At 66.4% G+C, this 19,979-nt stretch carries 18 protein-coding genes; 8 read left to right on the top strand and 10 right to left on the bottom strand.

All coding sequences use genetic code 11. The features are described 5' to 3' along the window. Positions 1-22 precede the first annotated feature (22 nt). Positions 23-1,465 carry a CCA tRNA nucleotidyltransferase gene (locus ABG82_RS27310; RefSeq protein ID WP_043079313.1) on the top strand — a complete coding sequence of 481 codons (1,443 nt, stop codon included), beginning with the start codon at positions 23-25 and terminating at the stop codon, positions 1,463-1,465. 6 nt (positions 1,466-1,471) lie between these two features. On the opposite strand, the gene ABG82_RS27305 is transcribed toward ABG82_RS27310, so the two are convergent. Then, positions 1,472-2,218: a sulfite exporter TauE/SafE family protein gene (locus ABG82_RS27305; protein WP_043079374.1), complete on the bottom strand. Its 747-nt coding sequence runs from the start codon at positions 2,216-2,218 to the stop codon at positions 1,472-1,474. Between the two features lie 167 nt (positions 2,219-2,385). Between ABG82_RS27305 and ABG82_RS27300 the strand changes: the two genes are divergently transcribed. Next, positions 2,386-2,934 (top strand): hypothetical protein, encoded by a 549-nt coding sequence (locus tag ABG82_RS27300; RefSeq protein ID WP_043078179.1) that lies wholly within the window; start codon positions 2,386-2,388, stop codon positions 2,932-2,934. On the opposite strand, the gene ABG82_RS27295 is transcribed toward ABG82_RS27300, so the two are convergent. Genes ABG82_RS27295 through ABG82_RS27285 form a run of 3 tightly spaced genes read right to left on the bottom strand, consistent with a single transcriptional unit; the run spans position 2,902 to position 6,177 of the window. After that, complete coding sequence (locus ABG82_RS27295) at positions 2,902-4,056, bottom strand: phthiocerol/phthiodiolone dimycocerosyl transferase family protein (RefSeq protein ID WP_043078251.1); 1,155 nt, start codon at positions 4,054-4,056, stop codon at positions 2,902-2,904. The two genes, ABG82_RS27300 and ABG82_RS27295, sit on opposite strands and share 33 nt — an antisense overlap. A 41-nt stretch (positions 4,057-4,097) precedes the next feature. Next, complete coding sequence (locus ABG82_RS27290; RefSeq protein WP_043078180.1) at positions 4,098-4,877, bottom strand: TIGR03084 family metal-binding protein; 780 nt, start codon at positions 4,875-4,877, stop codon at positions 4,098-4,100. Continuing rightward, positions 4,861-6,177: an MFS transporter gene (locus ABG82_RS27285; RefSeq protein ID WP_043078181.1), complete on the bottom strand. Its 1,317-nt coding sequence runs from the start codon at positions 6,175-6,177 to the stop codon at positions 4,861-4,863. Before ABG82_RS27285 ends, ABG82_RS27290 begins: the two co-directional genes overlap by 17 nt. A 126-nt stretch (positions 6,178-6,303) precedes the next feature. Between ABG82_RS27285 and ABG82_RS27280 the strand changes: the two genes are divergently transcribed. Continuing rightward, positions 6,304-6,930 carry a YqgE/AlgH family protein gene (locus ABG82_RS27280; RefSeq protein WP_043078182.1) on the top strand — a complete coding sequence of 209 codons (627 nt, stop codon included), beginning with the start codon at positions 6,304-6,306 and terminating at the stop codon, positions 6,928-6,930. Between the two features lie 2 nt (positions 6,931-6,932). On the opposite strand, the gene ABG82_RS27275 is transcribed toward ABG82_RS27280, so the two are convergent. From ABG82_RS27275 to ABG82_RS27260, 4 genes are all read right to left on the bottom strand, one after another. Next, entirely contained in the window at positions 6,933-7,766 is an 834-nt protein-coding gene (locus ABG82_RS27275; protein WP_043078183.1) for a DUF4393 domain-containing protein, read from the bottom strand. Between the two features lie 36 nt (positions 7,767-7,802). Continuing rightward, positions 7,803-9,179, bottom strand: a complete 1,377-nt coding sequence (locus tag ABG82_RS27270) for a hypothetical protein (RefSeq protein WP_043078252.1) — start codon at positions 9,177-9,179, stop codon at positions 7,803-7,805. 127 nt (positions 9,180-9,306) lie between these two features. Further along, a complete protein-coding gene (locus ABG82_RS27265; RefSeq protein WP_052511027.1) occupies positions 9,307-9,669 on the bottom strand; it encodes a hypothetical protein in 363 nt (120 codons plus the stop codon). Positions 9,670-9,699: 30 nt separating this feature from the next. Further along, positions 9,700-10,653 carry an LpqN/LpqT family lipoprotein gene (locus ABG82_RS27260; RefSeq protein ID WP_043078185.1) on the bottom strand — a complete coding sequence of 318 codons (954 nt, stop codon included), beginning with the start codon at positions 10,651-10,653 and terminating at the stop codon, positions 9,700-9,702. A 234-nt stretch (positions 10,654-10,887) separates the two neighbouring features. Between ABG82_RS27260 and leuS the strand changes: the two genes are divergently transcribed. Further along, positions 10,888-13,755: a leucine--tRNA ligase gene (gene leuS / locus ABG82_RS27255; RefSeq protein ID WP_043078186.1), complete on the top strand. Its 2,868-nt coding sequence runs from the start codon at positions 10,888-10,890 to the stop codon at positions 13,753-13,755. On the opposite strand, the gene ABG82_RS27250 is transcribed toward leuS, so the two are convergent. After that, a complete protein-coding gene (locus ABG82_RS27250; protein WP_043078187.1) occupies positions 13,752-14,417 on the bottom strand; it encodes an SDR family oxidoreductase in 666 nt (221 codons plus the stop codon). The genes leuS and ABG82_RS27250 overlap by 4 nt on opposite strands. A 119-nt stretch (positions 14,418-14,536) precedes the next feature. On the opposite strand from ABG82_RS27250, the gene ggh reads away from it, so the two are divergent. After that, the gene (ggh, locus tag ABG82_RS27245; RefSeq protein WP_043078188.1) at positions 14,537-15,877 is read left to right on the top strand and encodes a glucosylglycerate hydrolase; all 1,341 of its coding nucleotides are present in this window, start codon (positions 14,537-14,539) and stop codon (positions 15,875-15,877) included. A gap of 3 nt (positions 15,878-15,880) precedes the next feature. Here ggh and ABG82_RS27240 read toward each other — a convergent pair whose 3' ends face one another. Next, positions 15,881-16,354 carry an Lrp/AsnC family transcriptional regulator gene (locus tag ABG82_RS27240; protein WP_043078189.1) on the bottom strand — a complete coding sequence of 158 codons (474 nt, stop codon included), beginning with the start codon at positions 16,352-16,354 and terminating at the stop codon, positions 15,881-15,883. A 165-nt stretch (positions 16,355-16,519) separates the two neighbouring features. Between ABG82_RS27240 and pdhA the strand changes: the two genes are divergently transcribed. Genes pdhA through ABG82_RS27225 form a run of 3 tightly spaced genes read left to right on the top strand, consistent with a single transcriptional unit; the run spans position 16,520 to position 19,891 of the window. Further along, the gene (gene pdhA / locus ABG82_RS27235; protein WP_043078190.1) at positions 16,520-17,599 is read left to right on the top strand and encodes a pyruvate dehydrogenase (acetyl-transferring) E1 component subunit alpha; all 1,080 of its coding nucleotides are present in this window, start codon (positions 16,520-16,522) and stop codon (positions 17,597-17,599) included. Positions 17,600-17,610: 11 nt separating this feature from the next. Then, positions 17,611-18,570 (top strand): alpha-ketoacid dehydrogenase subunit beta, encoded by a 960-nt coding sequence (locus ABG82_RS27230; RefSeq protein ID WP_162269284.1) that lies wholly within the window; start codon positions 17,611-17,613, stop codon positions 18,568-18,570. A gap of 16 nt (positions 18,571-18,586) precedes the next feature. Continuing rightward, complete coding sequence (locus ABG82_RS27225; protein WP_043078192.1) at positions 18,587-19,891, top strand: dihydrolipoamide acetyltransferase family protein; 1,305 nt, start codon at positions 18,587-18,589, stop codon at positions 19,889-19,891. Positions 19,892-19,979 lie beyond the last annotated feature (88 nt).

The raw sequence follows: 19,979 nt of genomic DNA, 5'->3' as shown, positions 1-19,979 counted from the left end.
ACGCGCCGGTAGGCTGCCCGACGTGCCCGAATCGATACCGACCGCCGAATTGCTGGCCACCGCCGCGGTGACCCTGAACCGGCACAAGAAGATGCTCGCGGAGTTGGGCGCACTCTTTGATTCCGCAGGCTTCAGCCTGTATCTGGTGGGCGGCAGTGTCCGAGACGCGGTGCTGGGGAAGCTGGGCACCGACCTGGATTTCACCACCGATGCGCGCCCCGAACAGGTGCGGGAGCTGGTCACCGGCTGGGCCGAGGCCATCTGGGACACCGGGATCGCGTTCGGCACCATCGGGGTGGCCCGCAAGGGGCAGCGGGTGGAGATCACGACCTTCCGCAGCGACAGCTATGACCAGCAGTCGCGCAACCCCGAGGTGGTCTTTGGCGACACCCTTGAGGGCGATCTGGTGCGCCGGGATTTCACCGTCAACGCGATGGCGGTGAAGATCGGCCCGGACGGGCCCGGAGATTTCTGCGACCCGTTGAACGGGCTCGAGGCGCTGCGCGCCGGGGTGCTGGACACTCCTTCGGCCCCGGAGATCTCATTCGGTGACGACCCGCTGCGCATGCTGCGCGCTGCCCGTTTCGTTTCCCAACTGGGCTTCACGGTGGCGCCGCGTGTACTGGACGCGCTGCACGCGATGGCCGGTCAGCTGGGCCGGATCACCGCTGAACGGGTGCAGACCGAGCTGGACAAGTTGGTCGTGGGCGCGCATCCGGTGGCGGGAATCGATCTGTTGGTGGACAGCGGGCTGGGTGCGGTGGTGCTGCCCGAGGTGGGCGAGATGCAGCTGACCATCGATGAACATCACCAGCACAAGGACGTTTATCGGCATTCGCTCACGGTGTTGGAGCAGGCGGTGGACCTCGAAGACGACGGGCCCGACCTGGTGTTGCGCTGGGCGGCGCTGCTGCATGACATCGGTAAGCCCGCCACCCGCCGTCATGAGGATGGCGGCGGGGTCAGCTTCCATCACCACGAGGTGGTCGGCGCCAAGATGGTGCGCAAACGAATGCGCGCGCTCAAGTACTCCAAGCAGATGGTCGAGGACGTTTCGCAGTTGGTGTACCTGCACCTGCGATTCCACGGGTACGGCGACGGGAAGTGGACCGACTCCGCGGTGCGCCGATACGTCACCGACGCCGGTCCGTTGTTGCCGCGGCTGCACAAGCTGGTACGGGCCGACTGCACGACGCGCAACAAGCGGCGGGCGGCCCGGCTGCAGGCCAACTATGACGGGCTGGAAGAGCGGATCGCCGAGCTGGCCGCCAAGGAGGATCTGGCGCGGGTGCGGCCCGACCTCGACGGCAACGAGATCATGGAGCTGCTGGGGGTGCCGGCCGGGCCGATCATCGGGCAGGCCTGGCGGTTCTTGAAGGAGCTCAGGTTGGAGCGGGGCCCGCTCGATCACGACGAGGCGATCGAGGCGCTGCGGGAATGGTGGGCCGAGCAGGGCGACGCGTAAGCGGGCTCAGCCGAGCATGTCGTAGCCGAGCTTGCCCACCATCACCACGACGACCACCAGCAGCACCACGCGGACGAAACCGGCGCCACGACCGAGCGCCATATGCGCGCCGAGCTGGGCTCCCGCGATGTTCGCGACGCCAAGGGCCAAGCCCAGCAGCCACAGCACATGCCCTTGTGAGGCGAAGACGATGAGCGCTCCGACATTGGTGCCCGAGTTGAGCACCTTGGCGGTGGCCGAACTTTCCAGGAAGGTCATCCCGGCGACGGCGGTCAGCGTGATGATCATGAACGTCCCGGTGCCCGGGCCCATGATGCCGTCGTAGAAGGCGATGACAATGGCGGCCATGGCCAGCGCGGTCAGGGTGGTGGCCCTCGTGCGGGTAGAGGTGTGCGCCGCGGTACCGAACTGGGGCCGCGTCGCGACGAATACCCCCACGGCCAGCAGCAGCACCAGCACCACGGGTTTGAAGACCGACACCGGTAGGCGCGAGGCGGTGTATGCGCCGACGCTGGCGCAGGCCGCGGCGACGACGAAGGCTCCCAACAACGCGCGCCAGTTCAGCGGTGTTCGGGGGAAGAGCCGAATGGCGGCCGATGCCGTGCCCGAGAGCGCGGTGAGCTTGTTGGTGCCCAGCGCGGTGGCCGGGGTCATGCCGGGAAAGATCAATAGGAGTACCGGGATGAGGATGAGGCCGCCGCCGCCCACCACCGCGTCGACCCAGCCGGCGGCGGATGCCGCGGCCAGCAGCACGGTGAGGGTAGGGGCGTCCACGGGGTCAGAGACTACGGATGGAACCGAATCGCTGCCGATCTCCTCCTACCGATATGCACCGATATCAGCGCACCTTCTGTCTGCGGGGTTATCCACATGCCGGAACAAGGCGGAACGCCCGGCGCCGGCGGGGGCTCATATCGGATATGGACTATTGCTTCGGTGGGGGAGACGGAGTGGTCACCGCGTGGGACGCGCCACCCAACGCCGACCTGGACGGCGACGGGATCATGGATGCGGTGCGGCTGGACTTCGACGGTGACGGGCTGTTCGACGACATGATGTGGGACTCCGACGGCGACGGTTCGGCCGACCACAGCGTGCTGGATATCGACAACGACGGCAGGCCCGAGACCTACTTCACCGATGATGGCCTGGGCACGTGGGCGTTTCACGTGGAACGAAGCGGGTCGGTCAGCTGGTTCGGTCTTGATGGCACCGAACACCCCGGCGGCACAGCCGATGTCGACGGGGACGGCAAGCCCGAGCAGCTGATCGACGCGGATGGTGACGGCCACGCCGAACGGGCTTTCAGTGCCGCGGATCCGGGTAATTCCGTGTACGTCGACACCACGGGGGACGGTCGGTGGGACATCGTGCTCACCGATGTGGACAGGGACGGTGTCGCCGATGCGGCCCGGACACTAGGCCCGGCGCGGCTGTCAGCGGAGAAGCCGGTCGAAGGCGCGCCCTAGCGCCGCCGTCCACGCGAGCGTCGGATCGGACTCATCGGCCACCCATACCGGATGATCGAGGCTGAGTCGCCCGTCGCAGGTGGTGACGAAGAAGCTCGGCGGAAGAGTTGTGGCGCGCAGCCCAATACGCCTACCGCGCACGGTGGCGCGGAAATCATGGACGTGTAGTCCCTCGGGCAGCTGTAGCGGCGGTATCCGTCCCCAGTTCGTCACCATGAGCGGATTCTTGATCGACGGCTGCCGCGGCAGCGGATTGCGCAGAAATGCTTGGTGCACACCGCCATCCGCGAGGCCGCCGGCCAGGGAATCCAGTACCGCGCCAGCCAGGCGCAGCGGGTCGTCATCGGGGGTGACTGTCAGAGCCGCGGTGTCGGCACCCTGGATCACCGTGCCCTGCACCGCGGTGATGGGTGTGCCGGTTCGGGTACGTAGGTCGACCGAGGACGTCAGGCAAAAGGGGACCGGGTCCGGTGATCGTGAAAGCGCGTGAGCGGCAAGCAGGATCGCGGCACACACGACTCCGTGCACGGTCAGGCGGACCGCACGGGCCGTGTCGAACAACTGCGCGGTCTGCTCATGCCCGAGCTGGGTGCGCCCGTGCCGGACCACGACCGTCGGGTCGACCGGCGCCTCGGAGCGTGATGCGGCGGGCGCGCAGGGCTCGGGTATGACGTACCCGCGCAGGGCAAGGAACTGTTCCAGCGAGATGGCCAGAGGATGCGCGCGGATGGTCCCGGGTGATCCCGTCGTGATCACACGGGTGTACAGCGAGCACAGAACGTCCAGGTATTTCAGTGCGGCGCCCGCGTCGGCGATGCTGTGGTGGGTGAGCAAGGTCAGGCGAAAGGCATTGCCGCTCTGGGCCGCATCGACGGCACACACCGCGTCGGGGTCGGTGATGGTGAAGCCAGACCGGGGTAGGGCGGTGCGGGTACCCACCTGCGGTGCGGGCGGATGGGGAACGTGTCGCAGCGTGTAACCGGCCCCGACGGGCACGATGTGCGCGGACAGCACCGGGTAGCTCGTCAACAGCGCGCGGAAAGCGATTGCCAGAGCATCGATATCGAGCGCGCCGGTACCGAACACCGAGTACGCCACGGTGCTGCGGTTTCCCGCGAACATGGCCTCCGAGGGATCGAGCGCGCGCTCGGTAACCGCGCGATTCACCCCCGGCCGGCGCCGGGCGGGCCGGCGAATGCCTGCGCGATGGAGAGCCACTTCTCGGCGTCCTCGCCGAAGGCTTTCAGATCCAAGTCCGCGCGCGGACGGCGCTGGGTCACCAGATAGCAGAAGTCGAGCGCCGATCCGGTGACACGCTGGGCGGCGTCGTCGGGACCCCAGGTCCAGATGTCCCCGTCGGGGCCGGTCAGCTCGACACGAAACGGCGCGGCGGGAGCCGGCAATGAATGCACCGAATACGCAAAGTCGCGGGTCCGAACACCCAGGTGAGCAATGGATTTCAACCGCGCGGTGGCAGCGGGTGCCACCGCGAGCGCGTCCGCGACATCCAGGGCGTGTGCCCACGTCTCCATCAGGCGGGCGGTGCCCATGGAGGCCGGGCTCATCGGCGGCCCGTACCAGGGGATCTTGACTCCGTCGGGAACGGCGCGCAGTGCCGCGTGCAGCTCGTTGCGGGTATCGCGCCAACGCGTCAGCAGCTCCGCGGGTGGAATCTGGGCGGTCTCCTCGGCGGCCTTGTCCACAAACCCGAAGGGGTCGGCCATCGCCTTGGGAAGCTCGCGGGCGAAACCCTCGGGATCGGTGGCCGCCAGCAGCGACTGCGCATCGGTCCAATGCAGATGGGCGATCTGGTGGGCGATGGTCCAGCCCGCCGCAGGGGTGTCCAGAGCCCAGCCGTCGTCGGATAGCGGCGCCACCAGGGCGTCCAGTGCGTCACTCTCATCGCGCAGGTCGTCGATGACAGCGTCAGCGGTCGAGGTCACGGGCGTGTCCTTCCGGGTCGGGTTGGCTGGATTCGGCCGGGCTGGGCCAAAGGGTCCGTGTCATGTGCACGATCAGTCCGATCAAGTAGATCACCGCGCCGCCGAAGGCCAGCCAATGCGCGTGCGTGATGAAGGCGGCGCCGACGGCCATCGCACCGGTGAAAGTGACCCAGAACAGCGAGTCCTGCACCGCGAAGACGTGCCCGCGCAGCGCGTCGTCGACGTCGGTCTGCATGCCGACATCGGCGCACAGCTTGATCACCTGACCGGCCATGCCGAGGCCGAAGGCAGCGGTCAGCACGATGGGGATGTACAAACCCGAGGCCATCAGTTGCAGGAGGACGGCGCCGCCCAGCGCCATACCGAGGGTGCGTCCGCGGCCGAAACGGCGCAGCAGCGCGGGGGTGGAGACCGTCCCCAAGAATGAGCCGACGCCGGTGCAGGCCAGGAAGAACGCCGCGGCCCCGATCCCGGCGAACACCGATTCGTTGGTGCGGACCAGGACAAGGACAAGCAAGGTGTTGAGCCCGAACACCATGCGATGGGCGGCCAGCCCGATGAGCGCGTCGAAGACCGAAGGTGTGCCGACGATGGTGCGGGCGCCGTGCAGCCACCCGGTGGCCACCGCGTAGAAGGCCGAGCCGTGCACCGCGCGCACGCTGTCGTCGGGACCCAACCGGTCACCGGCGAACCCCGATGCCACCCAGGCTGCCGCCGTCGTCGGCACGATGACCAGGAAAATGACTGTGGCAGAGCCTAAATCGCCGGCACCGAAAACGGCGCGCAGCATCAGCATGAAGTTGGCGCCGAAGAAGGTGGCGGTGGCTCCCACCGCCGTGGCGACCGAGTTCATGGTCGCGACCTGATCGCGCGGCACCACATGCGGTAGGGCTGCCGAGAGCCCCGATGTCACGAATCGGGTGACGCCGTTGACTATCAACGCGCCCAGCAGCAGCACCACGTCGTCGGCGCTGAAGGCCAGCTCGAATCCGACGAGGGCCACCAGCAGTACCCGGATCAGATTGGCGCCGATCAAGACCGCGCGCCGGTCCCAGCGGTCCAGCAGCGCACCGGCGAACGGGCCGAGCGCCGAGTACGGCAGGAACAGCACCGCGAAGGCGCCGGCGATCGCCCACGGCTCGGCTTCGCGCTCCGGGTTGAACAGCAAGGCACCCGCGAGGGCGGCCTGGAACAGGCCGTCGCTGAACTGGGTCAGTAGCCGGACCCACACCAGCCGCCCGAAGTCGGGCAGGTCGTGGATGGCGCGCCACAGGCTCAGCGGCGAGTGGCGCGCAGTCATGTGAGTCACTTTCGTGTGTCGAGATCGGTCGGGCGGAAGAGGCGGAGCGTTAACGCCCACACTACAAATGTGTAGCGGTTGGCCGAGCACAAGTCATGAAACGGCAAACGGTGTCATGATGATGAGGTGGCGCACGGGGACGAGCCCGAAGAGGGCGAGGCATATGGCGAGGGCTACATGGCGCCGCCCGCACATCGTCTGCGGGCCGGGACCCTGCTGATCGCGAACACCAATCTCTTTGAGCCGACGTTTCGACGCAGCGTGATTTTCATCGTCGAACACAACGATGGCGGCACGCTGGGTGTCGTGCTCAATCGTCCCAGCGAGACCGCCGTGTACAACGTGCTGCCGCAGTGGGCCAAGCTCGCCGGTAAGCCCAAGACCATGTTCATCGGTGGGCCGGTCAAACGGGATGCGGCACTGTGCCTGGCGACGCTGCGTGCGGGGGTCAGCATCGACGGTGTGAAGGGTCTGCGCCATGTGGCGGGCCGCATGGCGATGGTCGATCTGGACGCCGAACCCGAGGACATCGCCCCGCTGGTCGAGGGCATCAGGGTCTTCGCCGGCTATTCCGGGTGGACGATCGGTCAGCTTGAAGGAGAAGTCGAGCGCGACGATTGGATCGTGTTGTCGGCGCTCCCGTCCGATGTGCTCACCGACACCCACGAGGATCTGTGGGCCAAGGTGCTGCGCCGGCAGCCACTGCCGATGTCGCTGTTGGCGACCCACCCCATCGACGTGAGCCGCAACTAGACCTACAGGTCGTCGCCCACCGAGGGATCGGTGGGGATGACGGCGCGGCAGAAGTCCTCACCGAACGGCGTCAAGTGGATACTGCGGCGCACCGTCTTGTGCGCACGCCCTGCCCGGCGGCATGCCGCGACCACATCGGGTTGCACCTCCAGCACCTGATAGCGCTCGGCCGCAACCGCTTCCGGAGACGCGCGGACCAGGCCGAGGCGCACCAGGTTGTTCGTATACGCGTTGTTGCGGTTGGTGTAGCGGCAGCCGGAACGTTCGGCGACCATGGACAGTCCCTCGGCGATCATCTCCGAGCCGACGTCGAACGGGCGGCTGGTCCGCACATCCACCACGGGTTGCGCACCGTGCGCGGCAAGGAAGCGCAGGATCCGCGCCTCATCGGGAGCCAGCTGGTTGATGATGCGGGCGTAGGCCGGATGCGTGTCCTCGACGTCGGAGACATCGGCGGAACGCCGCAGCAATTCGGCTCCGCGGCGGCGTAATTCGTCGCCGTCGAGGGCGCCCGATTCGGTGATGTCGATGGTGACGCGGGAGGGTGTGGGCTTCTGCGGTTTGGCCAGGGTGAGCCCGGAGGAGTCGCTCGGCAGCTGTAGCGCGTCCCGTACAGCGCCCAGCACGTGCTCGGTGGCGGACAGGGCGATGTCGGTGGCCGATCGGCCAGCCCGCACGTCGTCGATGATTTTGGTTCCGGTGGTGGTGGCGACATCCGCCGACCACTTGACGCCGCGCCACCAGGTTTTGGCGGCCAGCATGGCGACCCCTTGGACCACGCGATCGGGTCGGAGCTCACGATTGTTGTGCGCTGGGACGGGCGTGTTATCGGTCATCGGGCATCATCTTGTCAGGTCGGCTCCGGATGCGTGTCAGCCCGCTGGCGGGAAGATGAGTAGGTGTGCCAGGCCGCCCGCGGCTCCCAGCACGGCGCCGTGCACGAACAGCAACCACTCGTCCTGCTTGACCGCCGAGCGCAGCAGCTCATTGAAATCGTCGAGTGAGAGCTTGTGCATCTGGGTGGACACGAAGGCGCCGATCTTGCCCTGGCGTTGCTTGTTGAACTCCGGATCGGAAAAGGCAAGGGGCGCAAAGCCGGTTGCTTCCAGGGTGACCGATTCGGTGATTTGGTCGTACTGGCGCCGGCCGACGGCTACCCGAATGGCGCGGCGAGCCGGCCCGAGTGCCTGCTCCAGGGCCGGGCGGATGCCGTCGGCGAGCATCTGCCGGGTGCGATCCGAGCGGGGCCCGTTGAGCATCTCGTCCCCGATGTTCTCCAGGGTGATGACGTTCTCGGAGATGGTGCGCGCGTATTCCTCCGAGATCTCGGCCTTGCGCTTGATGAACAGACCCTGCCGCCACGGCACCCACTTGTTGGGGTGCACGGGTTCGAAAATCATGGTGATGCCGAGGTAGTTGACGATGTACCCGATGATGACCCCACCCAGCGGCAGCACGATCCACGGTGTCCACCAGTGGTGCGGTACCGAATGCAGAATTGCGACCAGCACGAAGCCCATCGGGTAGCCGAAGTAGAAACCGAAGTTCTGCATGAACTGCAGCTCTTTGTGTCCCATGGTCCGGAAGATGTCGTTGAGCAGCTTGGGATGCGCGGTGAGGTACCGGATGATCATCAGCTTGGCGTCGACGAGCTGCTCGATGTTCTCGCCGATCTGATCGGTCATGTTCTTGATGATCTGCGGCAGCTGATTCTCGATGCGCTTGAACATCATTTCCCGCAGCGCCGGCGGCAGGTTGTGCCACAGCTGAGGGTCCTCACGTTCCATGATCTTGGTGATGACGCCGCGGATCTCTGACTTGGCAATCAGCGCAAGGTGATTGGCGATCAGGTCGGGCTCGAGCTGTTCATAGAAATCGGAGATGCTGCCGAGCTTGGCCAGGCTCTTGTCGACGGCGATGCTGGCCATTTTTTCGGCGCGCGACGGCACGATGCCCTGCCAGCCGAACCGGCCGTCGGAGGTGATGGCGGGGATCACCTGTACGCGCCGGGGCAGAAACGCGTACAGCGTGCGTAGCCCGGGGATGCGCCACCCGTAGAAACGCAAGGGTGCGAACAGCATCAGCACGCCGGTCCAGTTGGTGATGTAGCCGATGATGCCGGTGAACAGGGGAATGGTGAGCAGATCCACGGTCAACTGGTCGTCGCGATAGATGTACGCGGCGATGCCGGAAGCGACGGCGAGGACACCAACGAGGATGAACTTCACCATCTGCTTGGTGTCTTTCACGGCTCCCTTTCTGACCACACCCGTTCACGAGTGTCCGGAAACATAACACCAAAAAAGGGGCCCACATGGGCGAATACGGCTCACATTCCGACGAGGTCGCGGCCGCCGTGTCTAAAGATTGGACATGTCAGGGTTGGGCGCACACCGACGAGTCTCTGCGACTCGCGCTCGGGCATCCCCCGCAGGAGCTGCCGCAGCCTCCCGAGGACGACATCTGTTGTGCGGCGGTGGTGTACTTTGCGACCTGCCAGGCTGCCGCTCCCACCGTGACGACTGCGGCCACACCGCACACCGCCAGCCCCACCAAACCGATTGTGGCGGAGCCGAATAGCGCAGCCAGTCCACCTGTCGCCAAGATGGCCGCGGCCGCGGCCTGGGCGGGTGCGAGCATCCGCCGCGGACTGCCGTGCGGTGCCCGCAGGAACGCCAGCGCCGACAGTGCAGCCAATAGCCCGGCGAGGGCGATGGTCACGATGGCGGCGATCAACACCCGCCTAGTTTAAGCCGGGTGCGTGGCCGGCTACGCCGCGGGCGGGGCCGGCGGCACCGGCGCGGGCAAGGTCGGCAGTGCCGGCAAACCCGGGATACCCGGTGCCGGCGAAGCCGGTGCGTTCGGATCCGCCGCACCGGGAGCCGGTGCCGCGGGGGCACCCGGGACCGCGTCCGGATCGGCGAGCGCGTTCGGATCGGCCACCGGCGCGGTCACTGGCGCGGCGTCCCCGAAGCGCAGACCGTTGACGATCAGGTCGGTGGCGGGTGCCTCCGCGATGGCGTTGCCGACGGTGGTGGTGACGGCCAGCTGGACCAGGAAACGGTCCTTGCCCTGCGTGATGATCACGGCGCGGCGTGAGGTGTTCAGGCTTTCACCGTCCTGGCGGAAAGTGCCTTCCACGATCGACGAGGGAAATCCCTGGTAGGTGACCAGCGAGGAATCGGTCGGCTGCCAGCCCTGCAGTGTCTTGACCTCGACGGGGCCATGCGAGACGGCCTCGTTGGTGTCGAACTCGCCGACCAGCTTGCTCATGGTGAGCTGGGCGTTGGACTGGTAGATCCCGGTGCCGTTGGCCTTGCTGACAATCACTTGGTAGGCGTTGGGGACATTCGGGTCCGGCACGTTGGCCCAGTTGTTGGGGATCGGGATGCTGATGCGCGGTACCCCGTGACTGCTCTTGTTCAGCGGCTCCACCTTGACGTTCTTGGATGCGAAGAACTCGGTGAGCGTGCCGTCGGTAGCCGGTGCGGCGCCGGTCGGCGCGGACGGCTGCAAGGGGTTGGTCGCTGACGTGGGCGCCACGGCGGGCGCCGGCGCCGCATTGGGGGCCGGTGCGACGGCGGCGTTGGCAGTGGCCGCCGGTGCCGGGGGTACGGGTGCCGGCTGGGGGTCCGCGATCGCAACGGCCGCAGTCCCCGCGAGCAGTGCCGCGACGGAGGCCGTGGCCGCCGCGAATCTGACTGAATACCGTATGGTCGTCACCTTCTATGTCCTTCCGGCTCTGTCCAATGCGTTGTGTGAGGTTGTGGCGACAACGAGAAGCGCTGACGGCGTCGACAGACGGGCTCTCGGTTGTGCGGTCCCGAAGTTAATAAGCGCAGCTGAGAAACCACCCCGGACACCCCCGGAAGTGGCCGGATTGTGACCAGAGTGATTAACTCTCGTCGCCAAAGCGGCGATTTCTGTTCGCTGACCAGCCACCTTTACCCTTGAACCGTGACTGATGCCCAGCAAGACGCCGCCGGAGATTCTGCGGAAACGCCCGTGCACCGCTACACCGCGCAGCTCGCCGGGCAGATCGAGCGCCGCTGGCAACAGACGTGGGCCGACCGGGGCACGTTCCATGTGCCGAATCCGGTGGGATCGCTCGCGCCGACGGACGGCACGCCGATTCCGGCCGGCAAGATGTTCGTCCAGGACATGTTCCCGTATCCGTCCGGCGACGGTCTGCATGTCGGACATCCGCTCGGCTACATCGCGACGGACGTCTACGCCCGCTATCACCGGATGCGTGGAGCCAACGTGCTGCACGCCCTGGGATTCGACGCCTTCGGGTTGCCCGCCGAGCAGTACGCGGTGCAGACCGGCACTCATCCGCGGGTGCGCACCGAGGCGAACATCGTCAACTACAAGCGGCAGCTGGGGCGGCTGGGCCTGGGGCACGACTCGCGCCGCAGCTTCGCGACCACCGATGTCGACTTCTACCGATGGACGCAGTGGATCTTCCTGCAGATCTACAACGCCTGGTACGACGAGCAGGCGCGCCGTGCGCGGCCCATCGCTGAGCTGATCGCCGAATTCGATTCCGGCGTGCGCACTCCCGCGGACGGCACGGTGTGGGCAGAGCTGAGCGCCGGTGCGCGCGCGGATCTTGTTGACTCGTATCGCCTGGTGTACCAATCGGATTCGGTGGTCAACTGGTGCCCGGGGTTGGGCACCGTGTTGGCCAACGAAGAGGTCACCGCGGACGGCCGCAGTGAGCGTGGCAACTTCCCGGTCTTCCGTAAACGTCTGCGGCAGTGGATGATGCGCATCACCGCGTACTCCGACAGATTGATCGACGACCTGGATGTGCTGGACTGGCCCGACAAGGTCAAGACCATGCAACGCAACTGGATCGGTCGTTCGCAGGGTGCGTCGGTCTTGTTCGCGGTGAATGGGGCGGGTGGCCCCGCCGATATCGAGGTGTTCACCACCCGGCCCGACACACTCTTCGGCGCCACCTACATCGTGCTGGCGCCCGAGCATCCGCTGGTGGACGCGCTGGCCGCGGCGGCCTGGCCGGAGGGAACCGACCCTCGCTGGACGGGAGGGCAGGACTCGCCGCGATCGGCGATCGAGCAGTACCGCCGCTCCATTGCCGCCAAGAGCGATCTGGAACGTCAAGAGAACAAAGAAAAGACGGGTGTCTTCACCGGCGCCTACGCCACCAATCCGGTGAGCGGAAAGCCGGTGCCGGTCTTCATCGCCGACTATGTGCTGCTGGGGTACGGCACCGGTGCCATCATGGCGGTGCCCGGACACGACCAGCGGGACTGGGACTTCGCCAACACCTTCGGTTTACCGGTGCAGGAAGTGATTTCCGGCGGCGATGTCACCGAGGCCGCCTACACCGGTGACGGTGCGCTGGTGAACTCCGACTACCTGGACGGTCTCGACATCGACGCCGCCAAGGCCGAGGTGACCCGCCGGCTGACCGCAGACGGGCGCGGTGAGTCGCGCATCGAATACAAGCTGCGCGACTGGCTCTTTGCGCGCCAGAGGTATTGGGGCGAGCCTTTCCCGATTGTCTATGACGCGGACGGGCGTCCACGCCCGCTGGGCGAGGACGCCTTGCCCGTCGAGCTGCCCGAGGTCGAGGACTACGCGCCGGTGTCCTTCGATCCGGAGGATGCCTCGTCCGAGCCGTCGCCGCCGTTGTCGAAGGCCACGGACTGGGTGACCGTCGAGCTGGATCTGGGCGACGGGCTGCAGCACTACACACGCGATACCAACGTGATGCCGCAGTGGGCGGGCAGCTCGTGGTACGAGCTGCGCTACGCGGATCCCGATAACTCGGAAGCCTTCTGCGACAAGGAGAACGAGGCGTACTGGCTGGGGCCGCGCCCGGCCGAGTACGGCCCGAACGATCCGGGCGGTGTCGATCTATACGTAGGCGGCATGGAGCATGCCGTGCTGCATCTGCTGTATTCGCGGTTCTGGCACAAGGTCCTCTACGACCTGGGGCACGTCAGTTCCCGCGAGCCGTACCGGCGGCTGCTCAACCAGGGTTACATCCAGGCCCACGCCTACACGGACGCGCGCGGTATGTACGTCCCGGCCGCCGAGGTGGTCGAGGAGAACGGAAAGTTCTTCTATCAGGGCGCGGAGGTGAAGCAGGAGTTCGGCAAGATCGGAAAGAGCCTGAAGAACTCGATCTCGCCGGACGACATCTGCGACAACTATGGTGCCGACACGCTGCGGGTCTACGAGATGTCCATGGGTCCGCTGGAGCTGTCGCGCCCCTGGGCCACAAAGGATGTCGTGGGTGCTCATCGCTTCCTGCAGCGTGCGTGGCGAGTGGTGGTCGACGAGGAGACCGGCAAGATTCGTGTCACCTCCGACGACGTGACCAACGAGGACACGCTGCGGGCGTTGCACAAGACGATTGCCGGAGTCGCCGAAGACTATGCGGCCCTGCGTAATAACACCGCCGCGGCCAAGTTGATCGAGTACACCAATCACCTCACCAAGGAGTACCCGGAGGGTGCGCCGCGCGCCGCGGTGGAGCCACTGGTGCTCATGTTGGCGCCGCTGGCCCCGCATCTGGCCGAGGAGCTGTGGAGCCAGCTGGGCGGCGAGCAATCGTTGGCGCACGGGCCCTTCCCGGTGTCCGATGAGCGCTGGCTGGTCGCCGACACCGTCGAGTACCCGATTCAGGTGAACGGCAAGGTACGTGGCCGCATCACCGTGGCCGCCGATGCACCGAAGGGCGATATCGAGGCGGCGGCCCTGGCGGAGGAGAAGGTGCTGGAGTTCTTGGCCGGCGCCACCCCGAAGAAGGTGATCGTGGTGCCCGGCCGCATGGTGAACCTGGTCGTCTAGTTCTGTCGCACGACGATCTGGTGTACCCGGGCGTCGCGCGGCAGATTCACGGCATCGGCGACCAGCTGCGCCACGGATTCGGGACGCATGTATTCGCTCGGATCGTATTCGCGCCCTTCGTGTTCGGTCAGCTCTTGTTGCATCGGTGTGCTGATCCGTCCCGGGTGCACCGAGGTGACCCGAAGCGTGGGTTCCTCGGCGCGCAGTACGTCGGCGAATCCACGCAGCGCGAACTTGCTGGCCGAGTACGAGCCGATGCCCGGGTGCGCGTTGATCCCCGCGCCGGAGTTGATGAACACCACGTCACCCTGCGCCGCGCGCAGTGCGGGCAGCAGGGCCTGGGTGAGCGCGACGGGTGCTAATACGTTGACATCAAAGGTCTTTCGCCAGTCGGCCAGGCTCGAGTCGGCGATGGTGGCGGGATAGGAGACTCCGGCGTTGTGCACGAGCACGTCCAGTGTGTCGATGCCGGCCACGGCGCCGAGGACCGCGTCCTGGTCACCGAGGTCGACGGGCCAGGGGGTGGCATTCAACTCGGTGGCCAAGGCGTCCAGCCTGGTGGACGGGCGACCGCCCAAGAGCAGGCTGTGCGTGGGGGCGAGCGCGCGGGCAATGGCGGCACCGAGCCCACCGGCGGCACCGGTGATGAGAGCGTGAGGCATGTGCGTCACGCTACGCGCCGGCGCCGAAAGTCGACTTTTGGTGCGCTTTACTCGCACTTTCACACCAAAAGTCGACTTTCGGCGAGAGGGAATGGACAGCTACACCGCACAATGGACGGATGCCCTCCCACCCGATGTTCACTCCCACGCAGCTGGCCGCGCGCGCGGCATACCTGCTCAGGGGTAATGACCGGGGAACGATGACCAGTGCCGCACCGAAGCTCTATCCGCACATGTGGAGCTGGGACGCGGCATTCGTGGCGGTCGGGTTGGCGCCGTTGAGCGTCGAGCGCGCGGTCACTGAGCTGGACACCCTGCTGTCGGCACAATGGGCCAACGGGATGATCCCGCACATCGTGTTCGCGAACGGAGTCGACGGGTACTTTCCGGGTCCGGCCCGCTGGCAGACGGCCGAGCTGGCGGCGAACGCGCCGTCGGGGCATCAGACATCGGGCATCACGCAGCCGCCCGTGCATGCCATCGCGGTGCAGCGCATCCTGGATCACGCCCGACGGCGGGGCCGCAGCGCCCGGGGCATCGCGGAGGCCTTCCTGGACCGGCGCTGGTCCGATCTCATGCGGTGGCATCGGTGGCTGGCCGAGACGCGGGACCAGAATCAGCATGGTCGCATCACCCTGTATCACGGGTGGGAATCCGGGATGGACAACTCGCCGCGCTGGGATGGGGCCTACGCCAACGTTGTTCCGGGCGAGCTGCCGCCGTACACGCGCGAGGACACCACCATCGTGACCGATCCGTCGCAGCGGCCCAAGGACGCCGAATACGACGTGTATCTGTGGCTGTTGGAAGAGATGAAATCGGTGCGCTACGACGATGCCCGGCTGCCCGACGCGATGAGCTTCGCCATGGAGGACGTCTTCGTCTCGGCGATCTTCTCGGTGGCATGCGAGGTGCTGGCCACCATCGGGGAGGAGCATGCCCGCCCGCGCGCTGATGTGCGTGAATTGCACAGCTGGGCGGAGCGGTTCCGGCAGGGCGTTCTCGATACCACCGAGGAGCGCACCGGGGCGGCAAGGGATTTCGATGTCAAGACGGGTAAGTGGGTCGCCACCGACACGGTGGCTGTGTTCGCGCCGCTGCTCACCGGCGGGCTGCCGCGCCCGCAGGAGCTGGCCCTGCTGCGGCTGCTGGAGGGACCGCGGTTCTGCGGCCATCCCGATCTGCGCTACGCGCTGGTGCCTTCCACGTCACCGGTCTCGCGAGACTTTCGGCCGCGTGAGTACTGGCGGGGTCCGGTCTGGCCGGTGCTCACCTGGCTGTTCTGTTGGGCGTTCGAGCGGCGCGGCTGGGGTGAGCGCGCATTCCTGTTGCGGCAAGAGGGACTACGGCAGGCAGGCGACGGTTCGTTCGCGGAGTACTACGAGCCGTTCACCGGGGAGCCGCTGGGTAGCATGCAGCAATCATGGACGGCCGCAGCGGTTTTGGATTGGTTGGGTTAACCATCACCCCTGCCTGGCGAGACGCCGTAGCAGCGGTGTCATTCGGAACGCCACCAGCTCGTGCATCGCGATGGCGATCGAGGTACGGGTGATACCCGGGATATCGAGAATGTATCCCGCGATCCGATAGAGGTCGTCGCTATCGACGGCCACCACCTTGATCATGAGATCGTCGGCTCCGGCCAGGCCGTGCACTTGCACCACTTCCGGTATATCGGCCAGTGCCGCACCGATCGCGCTCAACTGGTGCTGGTCGATGCGCGCGGTGACATACGCCGTCATCGGATAGCCCATCGCGCGCGGGACGATCTGATGATCGATGCCGGCCAGGGCCTCGTGCTGATCCCAGCGCGTCAGTCGTGCCTGCACCGTGTTGCGCGACAGATTCAGCCGCTGCGCCAGCTCCACCCCGGATGCGCGGGGAGTTTGCGTGAGTGCGAGTAACAACTTCGCATCGGTGGCATCCAGAGTAGTCATAGCGCGCAGTATCGCACAGAATGGTCGTTTAAATCTGGGCATATTGCGCAATTCGACACGCATCGGTTGCGCAGTATGACTATCTGGTGCACTGTGAGTCATGACACAGCCACGGTGCGGCGGTCATGTTTCGGTAGTGCGTCACATCGTTAGCGAGGGCAGGTTATGGAGATCATCCAGCTCCTCGATCCGGACGGTATCCGGATCGAGAATCCGGAGTACGCACCCCTGGTCGCCGATGTCGATGACGATCAGCTGAGGGCGCTGTACGAGGACATGGTGGTGGTCCGCCGCATCGATAACGAGGCCACGGCCCTGCAGCGTCAGGGTGAGCTCGCGTTGTGGGCGCCGCTGTTGGGTCAGGAAGCCGCGCAGGTCGGTTCCGCTCGCGCGCTGCAACACGACGACTTCGCCTTCACCAGTTTCCGCGAGCACGGCGTCGCCTACTGCCGTGGCGTCGAACCCACCGCGATGCTGCAATTCTGGCGCGGCTCAACACAATCGGGCTGGAACCCGCGCGATCACAACATCACCGCGCCTGCCATCATCGTCGGCGCGCAGTCGCTGCACGCCACCGGATACGCCATGGGGGTGAAGTTCGACGGATCGGATACCGCGGTCATCGCGTACTTCGGCGACGGTGCCACCAGTCAGGGCGACGTTTCCGAGGCGTTCGCCTTCGCGTCGAGTTTCGGTGCGCCCGTGGTCTTCTTCTGTCAGAACAACCAGTGGGCGATCAGCGAGCCGGTCCGGGTGCAGAGTCATCTGCCGCTGGCCGCCCGGGGCATCGGCTTCGGCGTCCCCGGGATTCAGGTGGACGGCAATGACGTGCTGGCCGTGATGGCAGCGACCCGCGCGGCGCTGCGGCGTGCCCGCGAGGGCAGCGGCCCCACCCTGATCGAAGCGGTCACCTACCGGATGGGACCGCACACCACCTCCGACGACCCCACCAAGTACCGCAACGCGGCCGAACTGGACGAGTGGCGCGCCAAGGATCCGCTGGCGCGGGTGGAAAAGTACCTGGAGAGCAAGGGTGCGCTGACCGAATCGGAGAAGGAGCGCATCGCCGCGAAGGCCGATCAGGTGGCTGCCCAGATGCGGGCGGGATGCCTGGGCACGGTCGAGCCGACCGCCGCCGACATGTTCAACCACGTCTACGCGGAACCACATTCGCTTGTCGCCGCCGAACGGCACGACTACCTGGAGTATCTCGAGGGCTTTGAGGATGAAGGGATCGCATCATGACCAGGATGACCATGTCCGGTGCCCTGAACGCCGGGTTGCGGGCGGCGCTGGAGGACGACGACCGCGTGATCGTAATGGGCGAGGATGTCGGCAAGCTCGGCGGCGTGTTTCGGGTCACCGATGGGCTGCAAAAGGATTTCGGTGACCATCGCGTCATCGACACACCGCTCGCCGAATCCGGAATCATCGGCACCGCCGTCGGTTTGGCCATGCGCGGATACCGCCCGGTGTGTGAGATCCAATTCGACGGATTTGTCTACCCGGCCTTCGATCAGATCGTGAGCCAAGTCGCCAAGCTGCACTACCGCACCAAGGGTGCGGTCGGTATGCCACTGACCATCCGCATCCCATTCGGCGGCGGAATCGGTGCGGTGGAACACCATTCCGAGTCACCGGAGGCGTACTTCGCGCATACCGCGGGCCTGCGGGTGGTGTCCTGCAGCTCACCACAGGACGCGTACGACATGATCCGCCAGTCGGTCGCCTGCGACGACCCGGTGATTTTCTTCGAGCCCAAGCGCCGCTACTGGGAGAAGGGCGAGGTCGACACCGCGCTGACCCCGCTCCCACTGGGTGCCGCACGTATCGTCCGCCCCGGCACGGCGGCTACCATCGCCGCCTATGGCCCGATGGTCGCGGTGGCCAACGCGGCCGCGGAAATGGCTGCGGCGGAGGGGGTATCGATCGAGGTAGTGGATCTGCGTTCGTTGTCGCCGGTTGACTTCGACACCCTGGAAGCGTCGGTGCGCAAAACCGGAAGGCTGGTCGTGGTGCACGAGGCGTCGGTGTTCATGGGATTGGGCGCCGAGATCGCCGCCCGCATCACCGAGCGGTGCTTCTATCAGCTGGAGGCTCCGGTCCTGCGCGTCGGCGGCTTCGCGCTGCCGTACCCGGCCAACAAGGTGGAGCATCATTACCTGCCCGACGCGGAGCGGGTCATGGACGCCGTCGACCGCGCCATCGCCGCGTAGAAGGGGTGCGAAATCCATGGCAGTCAAACAGTTTCTGCTCCCGGATCTTGGCGAAGGACTCACCGAGGCCGACCTGATCGCCTGGAAGGTGAAGGTGGGCGACGAGGTGAAGCTCAACCAGGTGCTCGCCGATGTGGAGACGGCAAAGGCGATGGTCGAACTGCCGTCCCCCTTCGAAGGCACGGTGGTGGCCCTACAGGTGGCCGAGAACTCCACCGTCGCGGTCGGTTCGCCACTGATCTCCATCGAGGTGGCCGGTGCCGAGCCGGACGCGCCCGCCAATCTGGTCGGATACGGCCCGTCGGAATCGTCGGGCACGGCCCGTCGCCGGCGCCGCACGGGATCCGGCGCGGCGGCGCTTGCGCTTGTGGAACAGGCGGCCGAGCCCGAACCCGTCGTCGTGCCGCCGGCCGCCCAGGCGCAGCCCGTACCGGAGAGGGTCCCGGCCAAGCCGTCGGTTCGCAAGCTCGCAGCCGAGCTCGGTGTGGCCCTCGACCTGATCAACGGAACCGGCATCGGGGGCAGCATCACCCGCCAGGATGTGGAGGCGTACACCCGGAGCCTCACGGCCCGTGCGCCGCAGCCGCATTCCGCCGAGCCCGATGCCGGGTGCGCCGCGCCCCCGGGGGGTGCGGAAACACGAATTCCGATCGCGGGAGTGCGCAAGCACACCGCTGCCGCCATGGTGCGCAGCGCTTTCACGGCCCCGCATGTCACCGAGTTCCTCACCGTCGACATGACCGCGACGATGGCGCTACTGGCCGAACTGAAGGCTCGGTACCCCGATCTCAAACTCACCCCGACGACGCTGGTCGCGCGCATGGTGCTGTTGGCGCTGCGATCGCACCCCTCGCTGAACTCCACCTGGGATGAGCAGGCCGGTGAGATCGTCGTGAAGCATTACGTGAACCTGGGTATCGCGGCCGCCACCGAACGGGGGCTGGTGGTGCCGAACGTCAAGAACGCCGGCGCGCTGTCACTGCGCGAATTGGCAACGGCCGTCGCTCAGTTGGTGTCGACCGCGCGTGAGGGCAAGACCACGCCGGCAGATATGGCCGGTGGCACATTCACCCTGACCAATATCGGGGTCTTTGGTGTCGACGCCGGCACTCCGATCATCAATCCGGGCGAGGCGGCGATCTTGGCGCTGGGCTCTGTCGCCAAGCGCCCCTGGGTGATCGACGGCGAGCTGGCGGTGCGGGATGTCACCACACTCGCGTTGTCCTTCGACCACCGGCTGGTCGACGGTGAACAGGGATCGAAGTTCCTCGCCGATCTGGGGGCAATGCTCACCGATCCGCGGATGGCATTGGTGGTGTAGCTTCACATCTGGCAAGTCCCGATGGGGGATGCCGGGACAGGGGATATCGCCGATATTCTGCGGCCCATGCTTCCGACGACAAGGCGGG

Origin of the sequence: Mycobacteroides immunogenum (assembly GCF_001605725.1) — a bacterium.
GTDB lineage: Bacteria > Actinomycetota > Actinomycetes > Mycobacteriales > Mycobacteriaceae > Mycobacterium > Mycobacterium immunogenum.
This window is presented reverse-complemented; position numbering and strand designations above follow the sequence as displayed.